Genomic DNA, 19,720 nt, shown 5'->3' on the forward strand with positions numbered 1-19,720 from the left:
GTGGAGGCAGGCAATAGGCAACTTGTACTGAGCTAAGTCGAAGTATAGGCAACAAATTTTTTCAAGAATGATTTAGGATTGCTATATCAAGTTCGCTTAATTACTTTTGATATGACAGGTAGATAGGGGGTTTTCCCCATGAGCAAGTCGCTTGCTTGGATTTAGTGGATCTAGAACATTTTGCTACTCAAAAAAAGACTTTTAAAATATCCTCTAACAAATATTTGTGCAGACAAAGTTAATGACATCTGCAAGCCCTAATTGAGTTTTCAAATTAGTAAAGATAAAAGGTTTATCGCCGCGCATTTTTTTAGTATCTCGTTCCATAACACTTAAATTTGCACCGACATAAGGTGCAAGGTCAATTTTATTAATCACCAATAAATCAGATTTAGTAATGCCAGGGCCACCCTTGCGGGGAATTTTATCACCAGCGGCAACATCGATGACATAAATTGTTAAATCCACTAATTCTGGACTAAAGGTAGCAGCTAAATTATCACCGCCACTTTCTAAAAATACTAAATCTAAATCGGTAAAACGTTCCTCTAATTGTTCAATTGCTGCTAAATTCATGGAAGCATCTTCACGAATGGCAGTATGAGGACAACCTCCAGTCTCTACACCCAAAATGCGATCGCTTGCTAAAGCCTGAGAACGCACTAAAAATTGAGCGTCTTCCTGAGTATAAATATCATTTGTCACCACTGCAATCTGATACTGCTCGCGCAACCTCTTGCACAAAGCATCCACCAAAGCTGTCTTCCCCGAACCAACCGGGCCAGCAACACCTACTCTAAATGCGTTTTTAGTCATTAGTCATTAGTCATTAGTTATTAGTTATTAGCCATTAGTCATTGGGCATTGGTTTATTCTCCGCGTCCCCGCGTCTCCCTCACCTCCCCATGCCCATTTAACTTCTAAATAATCTTGTATACTGCGTTTGATGCTGCATACTCGCAAGAGATAAACCCCAACTCCAACAGCTGAGTTGTTCATCTTCCAACGCTAGAATTTCCAATGCCATATTACTAATTAATGGTTGCAATTCTAGTAATAACTGCTGTCCTGCTGTTTGCCCCAAAGGAATAAGTTTGACGCCAGCTGTAATCAAATTACTTGCCCAACTGTGCAGATATGCTAATAATCCAGCTTTGATGTTAATTTGCCAATGGGCAAGGGCGATGCCAAAAGCGATCGCATAATTGCAAGGATTACCTACACTATTTGTTATATGTATAATCTCAGGTTCTAGTTTACCAAGTAATTGGATGAGCGATCGCCCCATTTGCCAGCTAGAGGCGCGTAGTTCTTCTGTTTCTCTGGCAGCGGATAACCACTGGTTCCACGAGCATAAAGACTCAACATCACCCATTTTTGCAGATTTCTCAGCTCGTACCATTACCGCCGCTTCTAACCGAATTGCCCCATAAATTAATTGTGCTTCTAGCCAATGTTTAAGATGTGCCTGGTTGGCGATCGTAGCATTTTCTACTAATGTTTCCAAGCCTTCAGAATAACTATATGCTCCTACAGGCAAAGCAGGACTAGCTAACTGTAAAATATTTAAAAAATGACTATCAGTGAGCATGATGGTGTTGTCCATAAGCTCCCAATTCTGGCTGAAACGGTAAAATTTCTTCTTTAACTTCTAATCCCAGTTGTTCCAACATGGCGCGTAAAACTGAATCTGAAGACAAGCGTAAATAAGTAGGGCTAATTTCTACAGGTACATGGCGATTTCCTAAATGATACGCGGCCCTGAGTAATAAAAGTGGTGTTTCGGCAAAGGCAGTCATCACTAGTTCTGGTTTAGCATTAATTCTAATTAAACTGTTAGCCGCTTCATCCTGGAGAATATCACCATCGTGTAAGACAGTTCCTCTCGGTAAATGTAAAAATATAACTTTCCCATCTTCTGTTTCAAAGCGATGACGACTGCGGGTACGTTCTTCTGCTGTTAACGCCAGAGTGAAATTGACTGCTGTACCGTAATTGGGTGGCTTGATTTGGGTAAATGTCAGCATAAGAGTTTCGCCCGATCTAAAACCATCAACTCATTATCTTAAGCTATTGGACTCCTTTTTGATAGCTCTAATACATTCACTGGTTTAGTAGGGAGTAATATTACTTGTCCACCTGTGGACGATAAACTACTGAATACTTACTTTTCATACTTTATGCACTCTGGTTTTTTGAAGCCTCCTCTCCAATAGAGTGCGAATAAATTATTGAAACAGGGGCAAAAAAATTGATGATTAACCAATTTTTCTGTCCTTGCTTCTTTTTCCTGCTTAAGAACTTCTTGCCTCAACAGATAACTTCGTTAACCCAACCGTATTACCTCATATCTTGGGCATTTTATTTCAAGGTCGTAAAAGTAGAATAAATTTGTGTTAGATATAGATATTTTTGGGGAATTATCTTAACTAAGGCAACAATTTATATGGCTTTCAATAAGTTGCCCGCCGTATCAACACCCTAGCTTCTACCTTATGAAAACCCGTTCCTCATCCAGGAAATGCTGGGCATTGCCATTGCAGCTTGTTCTCATTGTTCCCTTCGTTGTGCAGGTGTTTGGTGCAGTGGGTCTGGTAGGATACTTGTCGTTTAAAAATGGTGAGAAGGCTGTTGAGGATCTGTCAAAGCAGTTGATGAAGCGAACAAGTAGTCAGGTAAACCACCACTTAGATGCTTACTTGTCAATTCCGCATAAAGTCATCCAGATTAATGCTAATGCAATTCGGATGGGATTACTAGATGTGCGCGATCGCAAAACAGTTGGCAAATTCTTCTGGTATCAAATGCAAGCTTATGATTTGACCTACATCAGTTTGAATCTACCAACTGGGGAAGGAGGTGGAGCCGGTCGCTATGATGGCAAAACGGTTACTATCGACGAGAACACCATTAAAATACCAAGCTTGCCGAAAAACTCCAAAACTTATTTGACAGATAACGATGGCAATCGTACTCAACTGTTGTCAACTGCTACATGGGATACGCTGAATGAGCCTAATTATACGGAACCTGCCAAAGCTGGGAAACCCATCTGGACAAGGATCTACACCTACTATGACCCTGCCTATCCTCCCTATATTGCAGCATCGGCAGGTAGCCCAGTTTACGATGCCAGCAAAAAGCTGATTGCCGTGGTGGGGGTTGACATTCATCTATTGAAACTGAGCGAATTTTTGCGAACATTAGATATCAGTCGCTCTGGGCAACTATTTATTGTAGAACGTGACGGGATGTTGGTTGCTAATTCTTGTCCAGAGCAACCTTTTACTGTCAACAAAAACGAAATTCAACGCCTTAAAGCAACAGAGAGTCCTAATCCAGTTGTCCAAGGAATTGCTAAACAGCTTCAGCAAATAATTCCCAATCTTCACACAATCACTAATACTCAAAAACTGCAAGTCAATGTTCAAGGAGAAGCCTATTCTGTAAATATTGCGCCTTGGCGAGACTCTTATGGCTTGGATTGGCTAGTTGTGACTAGCATCCCGCACAATGCCTTTATGTCCCAAATTAATGCTAATACCCAGATTACTGTTCTGCTTTGTTTTGGGGCGCTGATAGTTGCAACAGCGAGTGGTATTTTTACCGGACGCTGGATTTCACATCCTGTCATGCGCCTGAAGCAGGCAAGCCAGGCAATGGCATCGGGCAATTTAGACCAAACAGTTACAGAAGGCAACATTCAGGAACTCAACGTTCTTGCCCATTCCTTTAACCACATGGCAGCGCAACTACGAGAATCATTCACTGCCTTAGAACGTAGTAATACCGACTTAGAGCAGCGGATCTTAGAACGCACTGCTGAGTTTCAACAAGCAAAGGAAGCAGCTGTTGCTGCTAACCGCTCGAAAACCGAATTTCTCGCCAATATGAATCATGAACTGCGGACTCCACTCAATGGCATTCTCGGCTATACTCAAATTCTTCAGCGCGACCCTGCTACTACTTCTAAACAGATGAAGGGGTTAGGGGTTATTCATCAATGCGCTTTGCATCTGTTAACACTCATTAATGACATTTTGGATTTGTCGAAGCTAGAAGTTCAAAAGATGGAACTTTATCCCCAGGACTTCCACTTGGCAAATTTCTTAAATTCCACTGTCGATATTTGCCGCATTAAGTCTGAGCAAAAAGGCGTGGAGTTTCGTTACCAGCCTGCGGCTATTCTACCTACTGCCGTCTATGCTGATGACAAACGACTGCGACAAGTTTTATTGAATTTGCTTAGTAATGCCGTTAAGTTTACTGACGCTGGTAGTGTTACTTTTCGCGTCGAACCAGTCGATGAGCCAACCGAATCCGAACTTACACGGCGAATTCGCTTCCAAATTAAAGATACAGGCATTGGCATTCGTGAAGACAAACTTGCAACAATTTTTCTACCCTTTGAGCAAGCTGGGAAACGAGAACGGAACATTGAAGGTACTGGGCTGGGCTTGGCCATCAGCCAACAGATTATCGAGAAAATGGGCAGTACGATCCAAGTTCAGAGTATACTCGGTCAAGGGAGCTGCTTCTGGTTTGAACTAGACTTGCCCTTAGCTTTAAACTGCCCAGTAAATAACTTCTCCCATCAAAAAGTTATTGGTTATCAAGGCGAACGACGGAAAATTTTGGTGATCGACGATCGCCCAGAAAACCGCATGGTTGTAGTGAATATGCTTCAACCTTTGGGTTTTCAACTAACAGAAGCGAACAATGGACAAGCGGGGTTAGACAAATCTATGCAAATTTGTCCTGACTTGATTATTACAGATGTACATATGTCAGTGATGGATGGTTTGGAAATGACTCAGCGTCTGCGTCAACTGCCTCAATTTGCCAATACTCCAATTATCGCTTCTCCCGCCACTCTGTCTCAAGTAGATAAGCAGGCAAGCTTGGATGCTGGATGCAATAGCTTTTTTCCAAAACCGATTGAGTTCAATGGGCTAATTGCCGAATTAGACAGACTGTTGCAGTTGCAATGGCTTTACGAAACTGTATCAGAACCGAATCAAGCAATTACCACTTCTGATGAAGAAGCTGATTTAGTATTGCCTCCAGCAACAGAACTGGTTGCTTTATATACTGCTATTCAAGGTGGACTGATGAGTAATGTGCAACACGAAGCCCACCGAATCAAGAAATTAGCTCCAGAATATACTAATTTTGCTAATCGCGTATTGGAACTGTGCCAAAGTTTTGACGATGAAGCTATTCTAAGTTTGCTTGAAAAACGATGTAATAATTGAAACTATAAATCAACTCAGTATTAATTTTAGGTATGTGATTATGTCTGTTGATTGCTCCTCTCAAGAAGACACAATTTTAGTGGTAGATGACACCCCAACAAATCTGCAAGTGCTGTTTGATTTGCTGAGTGAGCATGGTTATCGAGTGGCGATCGCTAAAAATGGAGAAACTGCTCTACAACGTTTGCAAATTGCTCAACCGAATTTGATTTTATTGGATGTGATGATGCCTGGAATTGATGGCTTTGAAACTTGTCAAAAACTCAAAGCCAATCCTGATACTTGCGAGATTCCAGTGATTTTTATGACTGCTCTTTCGGAATCAGTAGATAAAATCAAAGGCTTAAGCTTGGGTGCAGTCGATTACATCACTAAACCAATTCAGCATGAAGAAGTATTAGCACGTATCCGGGTACATTTGCAGCTACGAAATGCGACGCGTGTTATGGAACAGCGTACTCATGAACTTAACCAAGCATTAGAAAACCTCAAGCAAGCCCAGTTGCATTTGGTACAAGGAGAGAAAATGTCGGCTCTCGGACAGATGGTGGCGGGGATTGCCCATGAAATCAACAATCCCGTAAACTTTATACACGGTAATCTCAGGCATGTCAAAGAATATACGCAAGACTTACTGGGATTTATTCAACTCTACCAGAAGCATTATCCCAACCCAGTAGATGAAATTCAAGAGCGAGCAGAAGCTCTAGAGCTAGAATTTTTGGAACATGATTTGCTGAAGATGTTGGGTTCGATGGAAATGGGTACTGAGCGCATTCGTCACCTGGTTCTCTCACTCCGCAACTTCTCCCGGTTAGATGAAGCCGAAATTCAAGCTGTCGATCTTCATGCAGGCATCGACAGTACCCTTGTAATTTTGCAACATCGGCTTAAAGCTAAACCTGATTTTCCTACTATTAGAGTGAGCAAAAACTATGAACAGATACCCTTAGTTGAATGCTATCCTAGTCAACTTAACCAAGTCTTCATGAATATTTTGAGTAATGCAATTGATGCCTTAGAAGAGTCTGCCATTACCTTACCGACTATCAATATCCGTACTTGGGTAACTGATACTAACTGGGTCACAGTTAGTATCGCTGATAATGGAGTTGGCATGGATGAATCTGTTCGATCTCAGATCTTCAACCCCTTTTTTACTACCAAAGCTATTGGCAAAGGAACTGGACTGGGTTTATCTATTAGCTATCAGATTGTCACCGATAAACATGGTGGCAAGATTCAATGTTATTCTACTGCGGGGCAAGGAACTGAGTTTTTTATCCAAATTCCAGTACAGCATACTATGGCATAGTGAAAATCTAGCAACAGCATCTAGCTTATTAGTTGGCTCGATTGACAGTAGAGATAGCACAAATAGCGCGAAACTTTTGTGATGGAAAAGCCTCATCAAAGAAAGCTGTCTCATACGCCTAAATTTCTCGCAATCAGCAAGAGTTAATGACATGATTTTTAGCTCTATTGAGAATACGCTTTGCTTATTGACATGATGTGGTCGCCCTGGAAAACCACCTGCTTTCCCCCTGCTCCCTGTCCCCCTGTCTTAAAAACGATGGGATATTTATTTAGAAGTCCCTAACTGGCTTTATTTTAGATATTTGAATTTCCTTTCCGATTTCTATTACTAATTAAGATGCGTTCGCCCTGACTGTGATATACCCTATCTCCATAAAAATTAAAGGTCGATCAAAGCCAGTTTTGCAATGACTCAAACCGAGCAAATTCTGACTCTAGCTGCCATTGAATCCGTGCGCGATCGCTCTTTTGCAAAAAAGCACTGCACCCTTGAGAAACAGAGGCCGCACTAGGGGTGTCGCTTGCACAAGGTGGAACCATTGCCTTAAAATCAGGCGACTTCCAGAGACTATTTCCCGGAGCGAAACTATATTCTAAGCTATTGCGAGCTAGTCGCTTGAGGTCTTTATATCCCAGCCCATATCTTGTTGCCGCTAACAGATACTCATGACTTAAATCGATGCGGGAAATGCCTTCATCATCGGAAGCAAGGGTCATTGGTACCCCAGCTTTCCAATACTCCCAAAAAGGATGCTCATCTCCCTGGATATTTAAAATAACCTCATTACTGGTCAGGCAGATTTCGACCAACACGCCGAGTCGCCGCATTTGCTCCATTAACTCAAACGGACGCTCCTCAAAAAGAATATCCACGCCATGTCCGATGCGAGATGCCTGTGCCAGTTCTACAGCTTGGCGAATATGAAAACGTAAATCTTCGGTCGGAACCAACCCCAGAGTTAATTCTCCGGCATGGAGCGCGACCTTCACATCGGGATATTGGCGTTTGAAAAATTGCAGCATTTGCATTTGCAGAGTGTAGTCGCGCAGTGCAATCGGGTTGTCTTCTGGGGCGACGAGATTGATGCCAACTACCCGCTCTTGCGATGAATCTAGTGCAAAGGCATAAGCTAACTGAGCAAACACTTCAACGGGCGACTTTGTTCTTGTTGTTTGCTGCAAATAGCGCACTGTCACTCCACATCCAGGCTGTGCCGATGGAGTATCGCAACCGAGTGTTTTCGATACTTCGCGCTCCAACTGTGCAAATTGCTGGCTACCGAGTGTCACTAGCTTGCTTAATCCTCGCTTGAGCAATTGATGGTGCATCTGTTGGAAATCTTTATTCCAACCAACTTCACGTCCTAGCTGTCGAACTTCACTGCCCTGAACAGTAAGCATTAGCTCTAGATAATTAATATGTTGCGAAGCTGCCCGATTTGCTACTGACGCGACCATATCATCCCGACGACTCGCAGAGTCTGATATTGTCCCAAAACCAGCAAAAGCGTCAAAAAATTGGTCGTGTCCGGATTTTCCAGCAAATTGGAGGTTGCGAGTAGACCAACGATTTATTAGGGAATCATAAAAAGACGTTGGTTTATTTAACAATTCTGAGGCTGGAAAATAATTAATGTCCTGACCGCAAGCTTTAGGCTCAACTAATGCCCCTGCCTTTGGATTGACACAATACCCATCGGTGGCAGCCCACTCCAGATAGTGTTCTGCGTACACAGCCCCGCTTAGATGAGTGTGGATATCTCCGCCCTTCGGCATTCGCTGTACAAATGCTCGTAAAGCGGCTGGTTGAGCACGATGGGCTTCAAACCAACTAGCAGCTTGAGCTTCACTCCCAATTGAGGACTGCTGCGAAGTAGATGGGACTTGAGCTGCTCCACTGAAGATAAAACAGCTAGAACTCGTTAATACTCCTAGAAATAAAGACAAAGCTGCTCGTCTACGCATATAGATGTATTTTTTTTGTCAAATATAAACAAAATTATCTGGTTCAATTGCCGTATCGTTGCAGCGTTTATCTGCGGTATTAACAGGGTAGCTATACTAGAGTAAATTTTATCCAAATGAATGGATAGATACTTACAAATCTAATCTCATGCTTTTTAATTTACGTAATTTATCCCTACAGATTGACAAAGATAGTAGCCAGTAAGAGTGTGATGTTCATACTATTGAAAACAATCAACTATCAAGCTGCAAAGATTTTATAAACTATAACCTAAGATAGATGTATATCAAATGTTTTAATGAGATCCAATAAAATCTTATTATTCTTTAATATTTTCCGCGCTGTTGTTGTTGGAGTAAACGCTACTCAAGTTCTGCCATCTCAGCCGCGATCGCGACGAGTAACTGTATTTGGGTCATGGCAGTTTCATCAGGCGTAGTGGGTTTTGTCCAACCCAACTTTTCTTGAATCCAAGCAATGCGTTTACGACCCTCACTTGGAGTACGAATCCGACTCTCATATTGTGGAATTTGTGTTTCTAATTCTAGTAGTCCTCTATGAATGGTAGGTCGTGAGACACTTTGAATTATTTGAAAAGTTTGTCCGCTAGTTCTTGCGGAACAAATCCCACTCTTGCCGTAGACATCGCTTGTTTTTTTACCTGACCTCATAAAATTGCGTTGCTCCCTCCCGGCATGAGTTACGTAAACAATTGCAGACTGCTTAAACTTAGTGCCATTCGTTTTCGGCTTGTGGGTTTACTTAGAATATGAGCTAAAGTTGATACATTCTAAACAGCCTCTAACTCATAAAATCACTTAAATTCAGTAATAATGCTGAAGCTACAAGCAAGTTGCTGCTTTTAAACTGGCTCATCAACGGTTGTTAGTGCTAGCAAGTCTAAGGAAACAAGCATAACACTAATAAATTTTAAAGATAGCAAGCCTTTGACTAGTTGCGTAAGCGTACCATCAACGACAAAGACTCGCTATCCGTTAGCACCGCAATAGTGGTAACGGAGAACAAGGGTTTAGGCTTAATTTTATTACAAAAATTAACTAGATAGGATTAAATAAAATGGCATCTATTATTAGTAACTACGATACACCTGGTAACAGTTATGGCATAACAATTGTTGGGAATTATGCTTATATTGCAGATGGAGACAAAGGATTACAAATTTTAGATATCAGCAATCCTAAACTACCAAAACTGATAGGTAATTATCTAATCCCAAATAAGTCATCTGCTTACGAAGTGGTAGTAGCAGGCAACTATGCCTATATTGCAGCTGATACAGAAGGTGTCTTTGTTATCAATATTAGTAATCCGGCACAACCAACTCTTGCTAATACTTATAGAAGCCGTGGTATTGCTGCTAAAGATATTTATGTTGTTGGTAATACTCTTTATGTCGCAGAGTCAACAGGTTATTTTGCTATAGTTGATATCATTGACATAGAGAGAATAGGGAATATCGTCGATGAAACCATGAAAGACTCTGCATCTATTTTTTTCAACAAACGATGCACAGCGATCGCCCCCAGCAGATGTCCCAAGCAGCTTTTTAAGTGCCACAAAGGTCGGTGTGTCGGGTTGAGCGTCCGGCTGTCTATCCAGGAAAATAAATAGGTGCAGACGGTTTCTCAATGATTCAGACGGTATATTTGCTTTTGAAAAGCTGCCGATTGAGAGGGCAATTTCTGATTCAGACTCATTGCAAGCCGTGATGCAGCAAAAAATATCTCTATAGGCACAAAGCAAGTTTACAACTCCCTTCGACAACTTCATCGGAGATTCCCAGCACAGATGCTATGTAGCAATTGAGAGTATGATATTGTTCTGTCAAAATCCTTAAAAGTTCCCCTTCAAGTTAGCATTTTGCAATGTTAAAAGCCTACTACCAACGAAAAAATCACACAAGGACAGTTAAAACAGTTAATATAATTAAGTCTGACTTATAGAGAATGCAAATAACAGTTTTTTCAACTCATAATCAAATTTATACCCCTCTTCTGTCACTTTCCGAAAATATTTGCCATTTCCGAATTCTAGAGCTTTTGTATAGCAAGCGATAGCGCGATTATTTTCTAATAACAAATACCAGACCTATTTTTTTCTAATAGTATAGCTTGTATTGATTGCCTCATGAGGCTTCTAGCGATCGCTCTTCCAGAGAGTGACAGAAGAGGGCTAAGAAGAACAAACCAAAGAACCATCAGTTACAGTTTAAGATCTGATTCGTAAAGAAAATCTTAAGGGTACTCAAAAAATATGTAAGATTGGTATAAGTTTTTACGGTTAAATAGAGAATTCAGTTAATCATTTGGGAATACTAAATCCAAACATTTTAAAGATTTAGGGTATGACTAATACTCTTGTTGAGAATATTCCCGGATATAGCATCAGCGAAGAACTCTATAATGGCTCCCGAACCCAAATTTATCGAGGTTATCGAGAAGTAGATCGACAACCAGTAGTCGTTAAATTACTAAAAAATTCTTATCCCAGTTTTAACGAACTTTTGTTGTTTCGCAACCAGTACACAATTGCCAAAAATCTCAACTCCCCCCTGATAGTCCAAACCTATAGTCTAGAACCTTGCCAAAATGGTTATGCACTAGTTATGGAAGACTTTGGGGGGATTTCTCTTAAGGACTGGGAAACTAGAGAAACTCAACAATCTTTAGAAGAATTTTTAGTGATAGCGATCGCTCTGTGTAACATCTTAGATTTACTCTATCATGAGCGCATTATTCATAAAGATATCAAACCCAGCAATATATTAATCAACCCCCAAACCAAACAAGTTAAATTAATCGACTTTAGTATTGCATCATTATTACCCAGAGAAACCCAAACTCTAGTTAACCCCAATGTTTTAGAAGGAACACTTGCTTATATATCTCCAGAACAAACCGGAAGAATGAATCGAGGAATTGATTATCGCACAGATTTTTATTCTTTGGGTGTGACGTTCTATGAATTACTCACAGATGAGTTACCATTCCAGTCTCATGATGCGATGGAATTGGTACATTCTCATATTGCTAAAACAGCACCATTAATACATGAAATTAATCCAGATATCCCTTCAGTTATCTCAAAAATCGTAAGTAAATTGATGGCGAAAAATGCCGAAGATAGGTATCAAAGTGCATTAGGATTGAAATTTGATTTAGAAAAATGTTTATTTCAGCTAAAAGAAACTGGTGAGATTCAAAGTTTTGATATTGCTAGTCGGGATCTGTGCGATCGCTTCATCATTCCTGATAAACTCTACGGTAGAGAAGCCGAAGTTAAATCTCTCCTCGACGCATTTGATAGAGTCAGTCAGAGTGCCACACAAATGATGCTCATTGCTGGGTTTTCTGGAATTGGGAAAACCGCCGTTGTTAACGAAGTACATAAACCAATTGTACGCCAACGTGGTTATTTTATCAAAGGCAAATATGACCAATTACAACGTAATATTCCCTTCAGCGCCTTTGTGCAAGCCTTCCGAGATTTAATGGAGCAATTATTAACTGAAAATGATCTTCAAATAGAACGATGGAAAAATAAAATTTTAGATGCTGTTGGCGAAAATGGACAAGTAATTATTGAAGTTATTCCCGAACTAGAAAGAATTATTGGCAAGCAACCACCAGCAGTAGAATTATCAGGAATCGCTGCCCAAAATCGTTTTAACTTATTATTTCAAAAATTTACCCAAGTCTTTACCAGTGCAGAACAGCCCCTAGTAATATTTTTAGATGATTTACAATGGGCGGATTCAGCATCATTAAAATTAATGCAGCTATTAATGGCTGATACAGGTCATCTATTCATAATTGGTGCATATCGTGATAACGAAGTCAATCCTGGACATCCATTAATGTTGACTTTGAGTGACATTGCTAAATCACAAGCAACGATGAATACAATTACTTTAGCACCAATAAGTCAATTACAAATCAATAAATTAGTTGCTGAGACACTCAAAGCTTCTGAAGATTTGGTATGGAAACTTTCTGTGTTAATTTATCAAAAAACTCAGGGAAATCCATTCTTTGCTACCCAGTTTCTCAAAGCATTGCATCAAGATGGACTGATTCAATTTGACTTTGAGTTAGGTTGTTGGCAATGTGATATGGCAGAAGTGACGGCGCAAGCTGTTACAGATGATGTTGTGGCTTTTATGAGTTTTCAATTGCAAAAACTACCGTCATCAACTCAACAAGTATTGCAGTTAGCGGCTTGTATTGGGAATCAATTTGATTTAGCGACTTTGGCAATTGTTTCACAACAATCTCAAATCGAAACAGCAGCTTGTCTGTGGAAAGCATTACAGGAAGGATTGATTTTACCAATCGGTGATGTTTATAAGTTTTATGTTGGGAAAGGAACCCCAGCACATCCATCAGAAAATCAACAGACTGTTACATACAAATTTTTACATGACCGAGTACAGCAAGCGGCTTATTCTCTGATTCCCAATGACCAAAAACAGACGACTCATTACCACATCGGACAACTGTTGCTGCAACAGATTTCGCCAGAAGCAAGAGTTGAGGGTATTTTTGAAATCGTTAATCAATTAAATTATGGAACTTCTTTAATTAACGAACAAACACAAAGAAATGAACTAGCACAACTGAACCTCATTGCCTGTCGCAAAGCCAGAACTGCTACCGCCTATCAAGCGGCGCAGGAATATGCCGCAGTGGGATTGTCTTTGTTGGGAGAACAAGCTTGGCAACAAAAGTATGAAATGACCCTCGCCTGGCATGAATTAGCGGCAGAAGTGGCAATGCTAAATGGCGACTTTCAGGCGATGGAAGAGTTGATTGATATTGTTACCGAAAAGGCACATTCGTTACTAGAACAGGTCAATGTTTACCGCATTAGGATTCAAGCCAAGACTTCCCAGCGTCAACTCAATGAAGTGCTGGAAATCGGCATTCAGATCCTGCAACAGTTGGGTGCAACTATAACCGAATCACCTACACCCGCAGATATTCAAAAGTCAATCCAAGAAATTAGCGAACTAATTGGCGATCGCCAAATTGCAGATTTTCTCCACCTACCTGTAATGACGGATGTCAACAAAATCGCCATTACCCAGATTGCCGGCAGCATCATGGCAGCCGCTTACACCTGTGGATCTCTTTTGTATCCATTACTAGCTACTTTGTTAGTCAAATTATTCTTGCAGTACGGTAATATATCTATTTCTGCTACTAACTATGCTTGTTACAGCCTCGTTCTCTGTAATGTGCAGAAAAATATAGATTTAGCTGCTCAATTTGGGCAGTTGGCATTGAATTTGACTGCAAAATTCGATGATAAAGCAACTAAACTGGAAGTATTTTTCCTATTAGGAAGTTATATCCTCCACCGCAAATCTCACCTCAAAGAAATGTTACCCCTTTTGAGTGAGAGTTATACCCTTGGGCTAGAAGTTGGAAACCTAGAATACGCTGGATATGCTGTTCACAATTTCTGTTGGATTTCTTCTTGGTGTGGTCAACCGCTTGCTAACTTGGAGCAAGATACACGCACTTACTACAATGCTTTAGTACAACTGAAGCAATTGGGAACAGCTAATTACTGTCTCATCTATCGGCAAGTGATTTTAAATTTACTAGGTTTTGCAGAGTATCCTACTATTTTATCTGGATCTGCTCTCCAAGAAACAGAATTTCTCCCTCAGCTGCGGTCTGCAAATGATATATGTGGACTATATATTTTTTACTCATATAAGTTGACACTTTGCTTTTTATTTGGAGAAATTGAGCCAGCTAATAATAATGCCCTTGAATGCAGAAACTATTTCATGGCGGGTGCAGGAACAGTTGCCGAACCTGCATTTTATTTTTATGATTCTTTAATAGCTCTAGCACAATTGACTCAACTGTCGAGCGAAGTATCAACCGCATTAGAAAGGGTGGCAAAAAACCAAACTCAGTTGCAGCACTGGGCGCAATATGCACCGATGAACCATCAGCATAAGTTCGATTTGGTAGCGGCGGAAAAATGTCGAGTCTTAGGAAACAAAGTCGAAGCCAGTGAACTATACGATCGGGCAATATCTGGAGCTAAAGCCAACGAATATATCCAAGAAGAAGCACTTGCTAACGAACTGGCAGCAAAGTTCTACCTAGATTGGGGTAAACAGCGTATTGCCGGGGAGTACATGATTGAAGCTTATTATGGTTATGCGCGTTGGGGAGCAAAAGCCAAAGTCACTGACTTAGAAAAACACTATCCCCAATTACTCGCCCCCATATTACAGCAAAGCCGTTCTGTTATTTCAACTAACGAAACTATCTTCGCCTTGGGGACTGTCACAAAAAGCAGTTCTTCGGCTTCTAGCAGCAGTATCTCAGAGACTCTAGATTTAAAAGCAATTCTCAAAGCATGTCAGACGATCTCTGGTGAAATCGAACTAGAAAAACTACTTTCATCGTTACTTCTGCTCGTCATCGAAAATGCTGGGGCTGATAAATGTGTCTTAATGCTGTTGCGAGACTCGCGCTTGCTAATTAAAGGCTCAATTACCCAGGGAACAAACCCAGTGCTATTGCAAAGAATTCCTGTTGAAGAGAGCCAAGACATTCCCCACAAGCTCATTTACAAAGTCAAGCACAGTCAACAGACTGTTGTTTTATTAGATGCAACCGCAGATACCACCTTAGCCAACGACCCATACATTATCCATCAACAGCCTCAAAGTATTTTGTGCAGCCCGATTTTGCATCAAGGTAAGTTGTTGGGGATTTTATATTTAGAAAATAGTTTAATCACAGGGGCATTCACAAGCGATCGCGTCGAAATACTCAATTTAATTTGCTCTCAAGCTGCCATTTCTCTAGAAAATGCCCGACTTTATGAATCCGCTCAGGAATATGGCCAAAAGTTAGAGCAAGCATTCACTGATTTACAAAATGCCCAATTACAGATAGTTCAAAGTGAAAAAATGTCAGCTTTGGGTAATTTAGTCGCTGGCGTTGCCCATGAAATGAATAATCCTCTTGGTTTTATTGCTGCTACTCTCAAACAAACTAAACCCAATTTAGCTGACCTGAGTGAACATCTCAAACTCTATCAAGCAGTTCTTGAAAATCCTGGTGATGAAATTCAAGACCATGCGGAGGAAATTGACTTAGAGTATCTTTTGGCAGACTTACCTAAAACAATCGATGCAATGGTCATGGCGTGCGACAGGTTGAAAAATATTAGCACTAGCTTGCGGACATTTTCTCGCGCTGACAAAGATTACAAAGTACAATTTAATCTCCATGAAGGAATTGATAGTACAATTTTAATTCTCAAGCATCGCCTCAAAGCCAACGAACAACACCCAGCAATTGAAGTAATTACTAACTATGGTGATTTACCTTTAGTCAATTGTTTTCCTGGGCAATTAAATCAGGTGTTTATGAATATTCTTGCCAATGCTATTGATGCGTTAGAAGAAGCAAATATTGGTAAGAGTTTTGCAGAGATAAAAGCTTATCCTAACTGCATCACAATCACAACATCAATCATAGAGCATCAATACGTAAAAATATCAATTGCTGATAACGGCAAAGGCATGAGTGCAGAAGTCCAAGAAAAAATATTTGACCATTTATTTACTACCAAAGGAGTCGGTAAAGGTACGGGATTAGGATTGGCGATCGCCCGTCAAATTGTCGAAGAAAAACACGGTGGTAAAATCATAGTTAATTCTGTTTTGGGCGAGGGGACAGAGTTTATAATTTCTCTTCCCATTTGACACTACACCGCTACACCGCGATAGCGATTAGCGGGAGATTCTTGCTTCATAGAATAGCATTTACCGTTCTACTGAGATACAAGGTAGGGGCGCAAAGCTTTGCGCCCCTACAATTTCCATATCTCATTTGATTGGGAACCGCTATATACTAGTTTTTAATAATATAGATGTAATATTTATTAAACGAGTTGCAAAACCGGTACAGAGCAATCTTGGAGATTTATTGATTAGCGAATGCCGTCGCCAAGTACACCAAACGAGAGATTAATTAAGTAATTATTACTAGTTTATACAAAATTTGTATTAGATATTATTAGTATATAAACATTAAATTTTGAGAAAATTTATTGACCAACAAAAGTAAATTGCTTTATAGTTATAAAATAAATTAAGCAGTGATTTAAAAGGTAAATATTGCAAAATGACAAGTTTTTACCAGCAATTTAATTGGTAATTTTTTGCATATTTATTTTATCTCACAACAATAGCAAACATTTATCCATAAATCTTTGTCGCTTTGCAATTTTGTAGACACCAAGGTGTTGCAAGCGGGATATTTTCAAATTTTTAGTCCTCTGGTAAGAATTATGAGGTAGATTATGCGGATTTTGATGATTCAACCCAATTATCATTCTGGTGGTGCAGAAATCGCTGGAAATTGGCCGCCAAGTTGGGTTCCGTATGTTGGCGGCGCACTGAAGACAGCTGGCTTTAGCGATATTCGCTTTATTGATGCCATGACCGATTATATTCCTGATGATGCTTTAGCAAAGATGATTGCCAAGCATCAGCCGGATGTGGTTTTGGCAACAGCAATCACACCGATGATTTATCAATCAGAAAAAACCCTAAAAATAGTTAAAGAAGTTTGTCCCCAAGCTAAGACAATTATGGGTGGGGTTCATCCTACCTATATGTATAATGAAGTTCTTAATGAAGCTCCTTGGGTTGATTATATTATTCGGGGAGAAGGGGAAGAGATTACAGTTAATTTGCTGAATGCGATCGCTAATGGTACTGTAGAGAGCGATCGCCGGAATATTTTAGGAATTGCCTTCCTAGAAGATGGGCAAGTCATCGCTACACCAGCCCATCCACCCATTGCTGATTTAGATACCCTAACGCCAGATTGGGATCTATTAGATTGGAAAAAATATATTTATACTCCTCTCAACGTCCGGGTAGCAGTGCCCAACTATGCAAGAGGATGTCCATTCACCTGTCGTTTTTGTTCCCAGTGGAAATTCTGGCGCAAATATCGTTCAGGAAGCCCCAAGAAATTTGTCGATCAAATTGAAATTTTGGTGAAAAAACACAAAGTTGGTTTTTTCATTCTTGCTGATGAAGAACCAACCATCAACAAACCGAAATTTATCGACCTTTGTAATGAATTAATTGAACGTAATTTGGGTGTTTACTGGGGAATCAATACACGGGTGACAGATATATTGCGGGATGAGAAAGAATTACCTCTTTACCGCAAAGCCGGACTGGTTCATGTTTCCTTGGGTACAGAAGCAGCAGCACAGCTAAAGTTGAATTTGTTCCGTAAAGAAACGACTATCGAACAAAACAAGCGGGCCATTCAACTGTTAAAAGAAAATGGTATGGTTGCTGAGGCTCAATTTATTATGGGTTTGGAAAACGAAACCCCAGAGACAATTGAGCAAACTTATCAGATGGCTTTGGATTGGAAAACAGACATGGCCAACTGGAATATGTTTACACCTTGGCCATTTTCTGAGTTATTTGAAGATTTAGGCGATCGCGTAGAAATTCGCGATTACTCTCAATATAACTTTGTGACGCCAATCATGAAACCAGACGCAATGGAACGGGAGGATGTTCTCAAAGGAGTACTGCGAAACTATGCCCGTTTTTACCTCCGCAAAACCATTGAATATTGGTTTGTCAAAGATCCCTTTAAACGCAAGTATCTTTTAGGTTGCTTGAAAGCTTTTGTAAAAACTACTCTTAACAAACGTTTTTACAACCTCAAGCGAATTAAGTACAAAGGTTTACACACCGAAGTCGAACTTGGTTTTGATGAGTCGAAGATTCTCACCCGCGAACAAATCACCCAACGCCAGCAAGAACATCCAGAACTGATGGCAGATGTAAATTTTACAGGCAATATTTCTGCCTGCGGCGCACCTAACGAACTGCCAGAATTTGTTGAGGAAGAACAAGTTTCCAAAAAGTAGCCGCGTTGAATAATACCATTTCTTTGTGAGGCTGCGCCAAATTCTCTTAGCTTGCTTCCTTCTTTCTTTGTGTCCTTTGCGCCCTTTGCGGTTCGTTCCTTATATACTTTGGCGCATCTTCATACAGAATTGGTATAACACAGATCTCTAAGAGGTTTTACTACGCAAAACCGCCCCTCTCCGATTCGGAGAGGGACAAACTTGAACTAAAGTTCAAGGCAGGGAGAGGTTTGTCTTACAGTTGCCGCACTGCTGGCTGACCATCTTTGACTTCACCAACTAAAACTAAATCGACGCAGTTAACGAAGATCCCATTTTCCAAAACACCGGGAATATTATTCAATGTCTTTTCTAAATTGGCTGGGTCTTCAATAGAGTCAAATCTGACATCTAAAACAAAATTTCCTTGGTCTGTGATTACTGGGCCGGCTTTTTTGACACCCATGCGGAGTTCTGGTTTACCACCAAGTTTTTTGATGGCATTAGTTACGGGAGTAATTGCCATTGGAATCACTTCCACGGGTACAGCGAAACTAGAACCTAAGCGGTCTACTAACTTGCCACTATCTACCACGACGATAAACTGTTCTGCTAGGTAATCTACGACTTTTTCGCGGGTATGTGCTGCACCACCGCCTTTAATCAGATTCTTCTGGGGATCGACTTCATCTGCCCCATCAATGGCAATATCGATGTGGTCAATAGCGTCCAAGGTGGCGAGAGGAACACCATACTCTTTTGCCAGCACTTCTGACTGAAACGAGGTCGGTATGCCAATGATATCCTTAAGTTCGCCAGACTTAAGGCGATCGCCCAGATACTGAATTGTGTATGCTGTAGTTGACCCCGTACCCAAACCCACAATTGAACCCGACTTTACTAAGGCGGCGGCGGCTTTGCCAACTTCTTGCTTCATCAACTTTACGGGATCTGCTGCTGCGGTCATTCCCAAAACTCCTGAAAAACTGACTATAGTCCATAGTAGTGGTCAGATAACACCAAAAGATGAAAGCTAAAAAACAAGTTTTTGCTGATTACTACTTCCTGAACGACCAAAACCAGCTGCCACATTGCAAATGCCCAATGTAGCTACGCAACATTGCCCAACTTCAATTCGTCAATAGCCGAGTAACAGGTTATTAAGAACACCAAAATTCGTCTTAACCTCTGTAATGTAGTTTTTTAAATTCACATTATCTGCTAAAAGTGGTTATTA

Annotated in this window: 11 protein-coding genes; 5 read left to right on the forward strand and 6 right to left on the reverse strand. The window is 40.5% G+C overall.

Annotated elements, in window-relative coordinates:
* Positions 1–213: 213 nt before the first annotated feature.
* The 3 genes from ureG to ureE all read right to left on the reverse strand — a co-directional run bounded on the left by ureG (position 214) and on the right by ureE (position 2,027).
* Positions 214–816, reverse strand: a complete 603-nt coding sequence (ureG, locus tag H6H03_RS14475; RefSeq protein WP_190955789.1) for an urease accessory protein UreG — start codon at positions 814–816, stop codon at positions 214–216.
* Positions 817–913: 97 nt separating this feature from the next.
* Entirely contained in the window at positions 914–1,606 is a 693-nt protein-coding gene (locus tag H6H03_RS14480) for an urease accessory protein UreF (protein ID WP_190955790.1), read from the reverse strand.
* A complete protein-coding gene (ureE, locus tag H6H03_RS14485; RefSeq protein ID WP_190955791.1) occupies positions 1,581–2,027 on the reverse strand; it encodes an urease accessory protein UreE in 447 nt (148 codons plus the stop codon). Before ureE ends, H6H03_RS14480 begins: the two co-directional genes overlap by 26 nt.
* 468 nt (positions 2,028–2,495) lie before the next feature.
* Here ureE and H6H03_RS14490 point away from each other — a divergent pair, with 468 nt between their 5' ends.
* Positions 2,496–5,255, forward strand: a complete 2,760-nt coding sequence (locus H6H03_RS14490) for a hybrid sensor histidine kinase/response regulator (RefSeq protein WP_190955792.1) — start codon at positions 2,496–2,498, stop codon at positions 5,253–5,255.
* Between the two features lie 40 nt (positions 5,256–5,295).
* Positions 5,296–6,570: a sensor histidine kinase gene (locus H6H03_RS14495; RefSeq protein ID WP_190955793.1), complete on the forward strand. Its 1,275-nt coding sequence runs from the start codon at positions 5,296–5,298 to the stop codon at positions 6,568–6,570.
* Between the two features lie 392 nt (positions 6,571–6,962).
* Here the strand turns inward: H6H03_RS14495 and H6H03_RS14500 are convergent, their stop codons facing one another.
* Positions 6,963–8,537: an adenosine deaminase gene (locus H6H03_RS14500; protein ID WP_190955794.1), complete on the reverse strand. Its 1,575-nt coding sequence runs from the start codon at positions 8,535–8,537 to the stop codon at positions 6,963–6,965.
* A gap of 363 nt (positions 8,538–8,900) precedes the next feature.
* The gene (locus H6H03_RS14505; protein WP_190955795.1) at positions 8,901–9,209 is read right to left on the reverse strand and encodes a hypothetical protein; all 309 of its coding nucleotides are present in this window, start codon (positions 9,207–9,209) and stop codon (positions 8,901–8,903) included.
* A gap of 406 nt (positions 9,210–9,615) precedes the next feature.
* Here H6H03_RS14505 and H6H03_RS14510 point away from each other — a divergent pair, with 406 nt between their 5' ends.
* The 3 genes from H6H03_RS14510 (at position 9,616) to bchE (ending at position 18,504) form a co-directional block, all read left to right on the forward strand.
* Positions 9,616–10,170: an LVIVD repeat-containing protein gene (locus tag H6H03_RS14510; protein ID WP_190955796.1), complete on the forward strand. Its 555-nt coding sequence runs from the start codon at positions 9,616–9,618 to the stop codon at positions 10,168–10,170.
* A 733-nt stretch (positions 10,171–10,903) separates the two neighbouring features.
* A complete protein-coding gene (locus H6H03_RS14515) occupies positions 10,904–16,300 on the forward strand; it encodes a trifunctional serine/threonine-protein kinase/ATP-binding protein/sensor histidine kinase (RefSeq protein WP_190955797.1) in 5,397 nt (1,798 codons plus the stop codon).
* 599 nt (positions 16,301–16,899) lie between these two features.
* Entirely contained in the window at positions 16,900–18,504 is a 1,605-nt protein-coding gene (gene bchE, locus H6H03_RS14520) for a magnesium-protoporphyrin IX monomethyl ester anaerobic oxidative cyclase (protein WP_190955798.1), read from the forward strand.
* Positions 18,505–18,739: 235 nt separating this feature from the next.
* Here bchE and rpiA read toward each other — a convergent pair whose 3' ends face one another.
* Positions 18,740–19,450, reverse strand: coding sequence for a ribose-5-phosphate isomerase RpiA (gene rpiA, locus H6H03_RS14525; RefSeq protein ID WP_190955799.1), 711 nt, complete (start codon positions 19,448–19,450; stop codon positions 18,740–18,742).
* Positions 19,451–19,720 lie beyond the last annotated feature (270 nt).

The organism is Nostoc paludosum FACHB-159, assembly GCF_014698835.1.
Classification (GTDB): Bacteria; Cyanobacteriota; Cyanobacteriia; order Cyanobacteriales; family Nostocaceae; genus Nostoc; species Nostoc paludosum.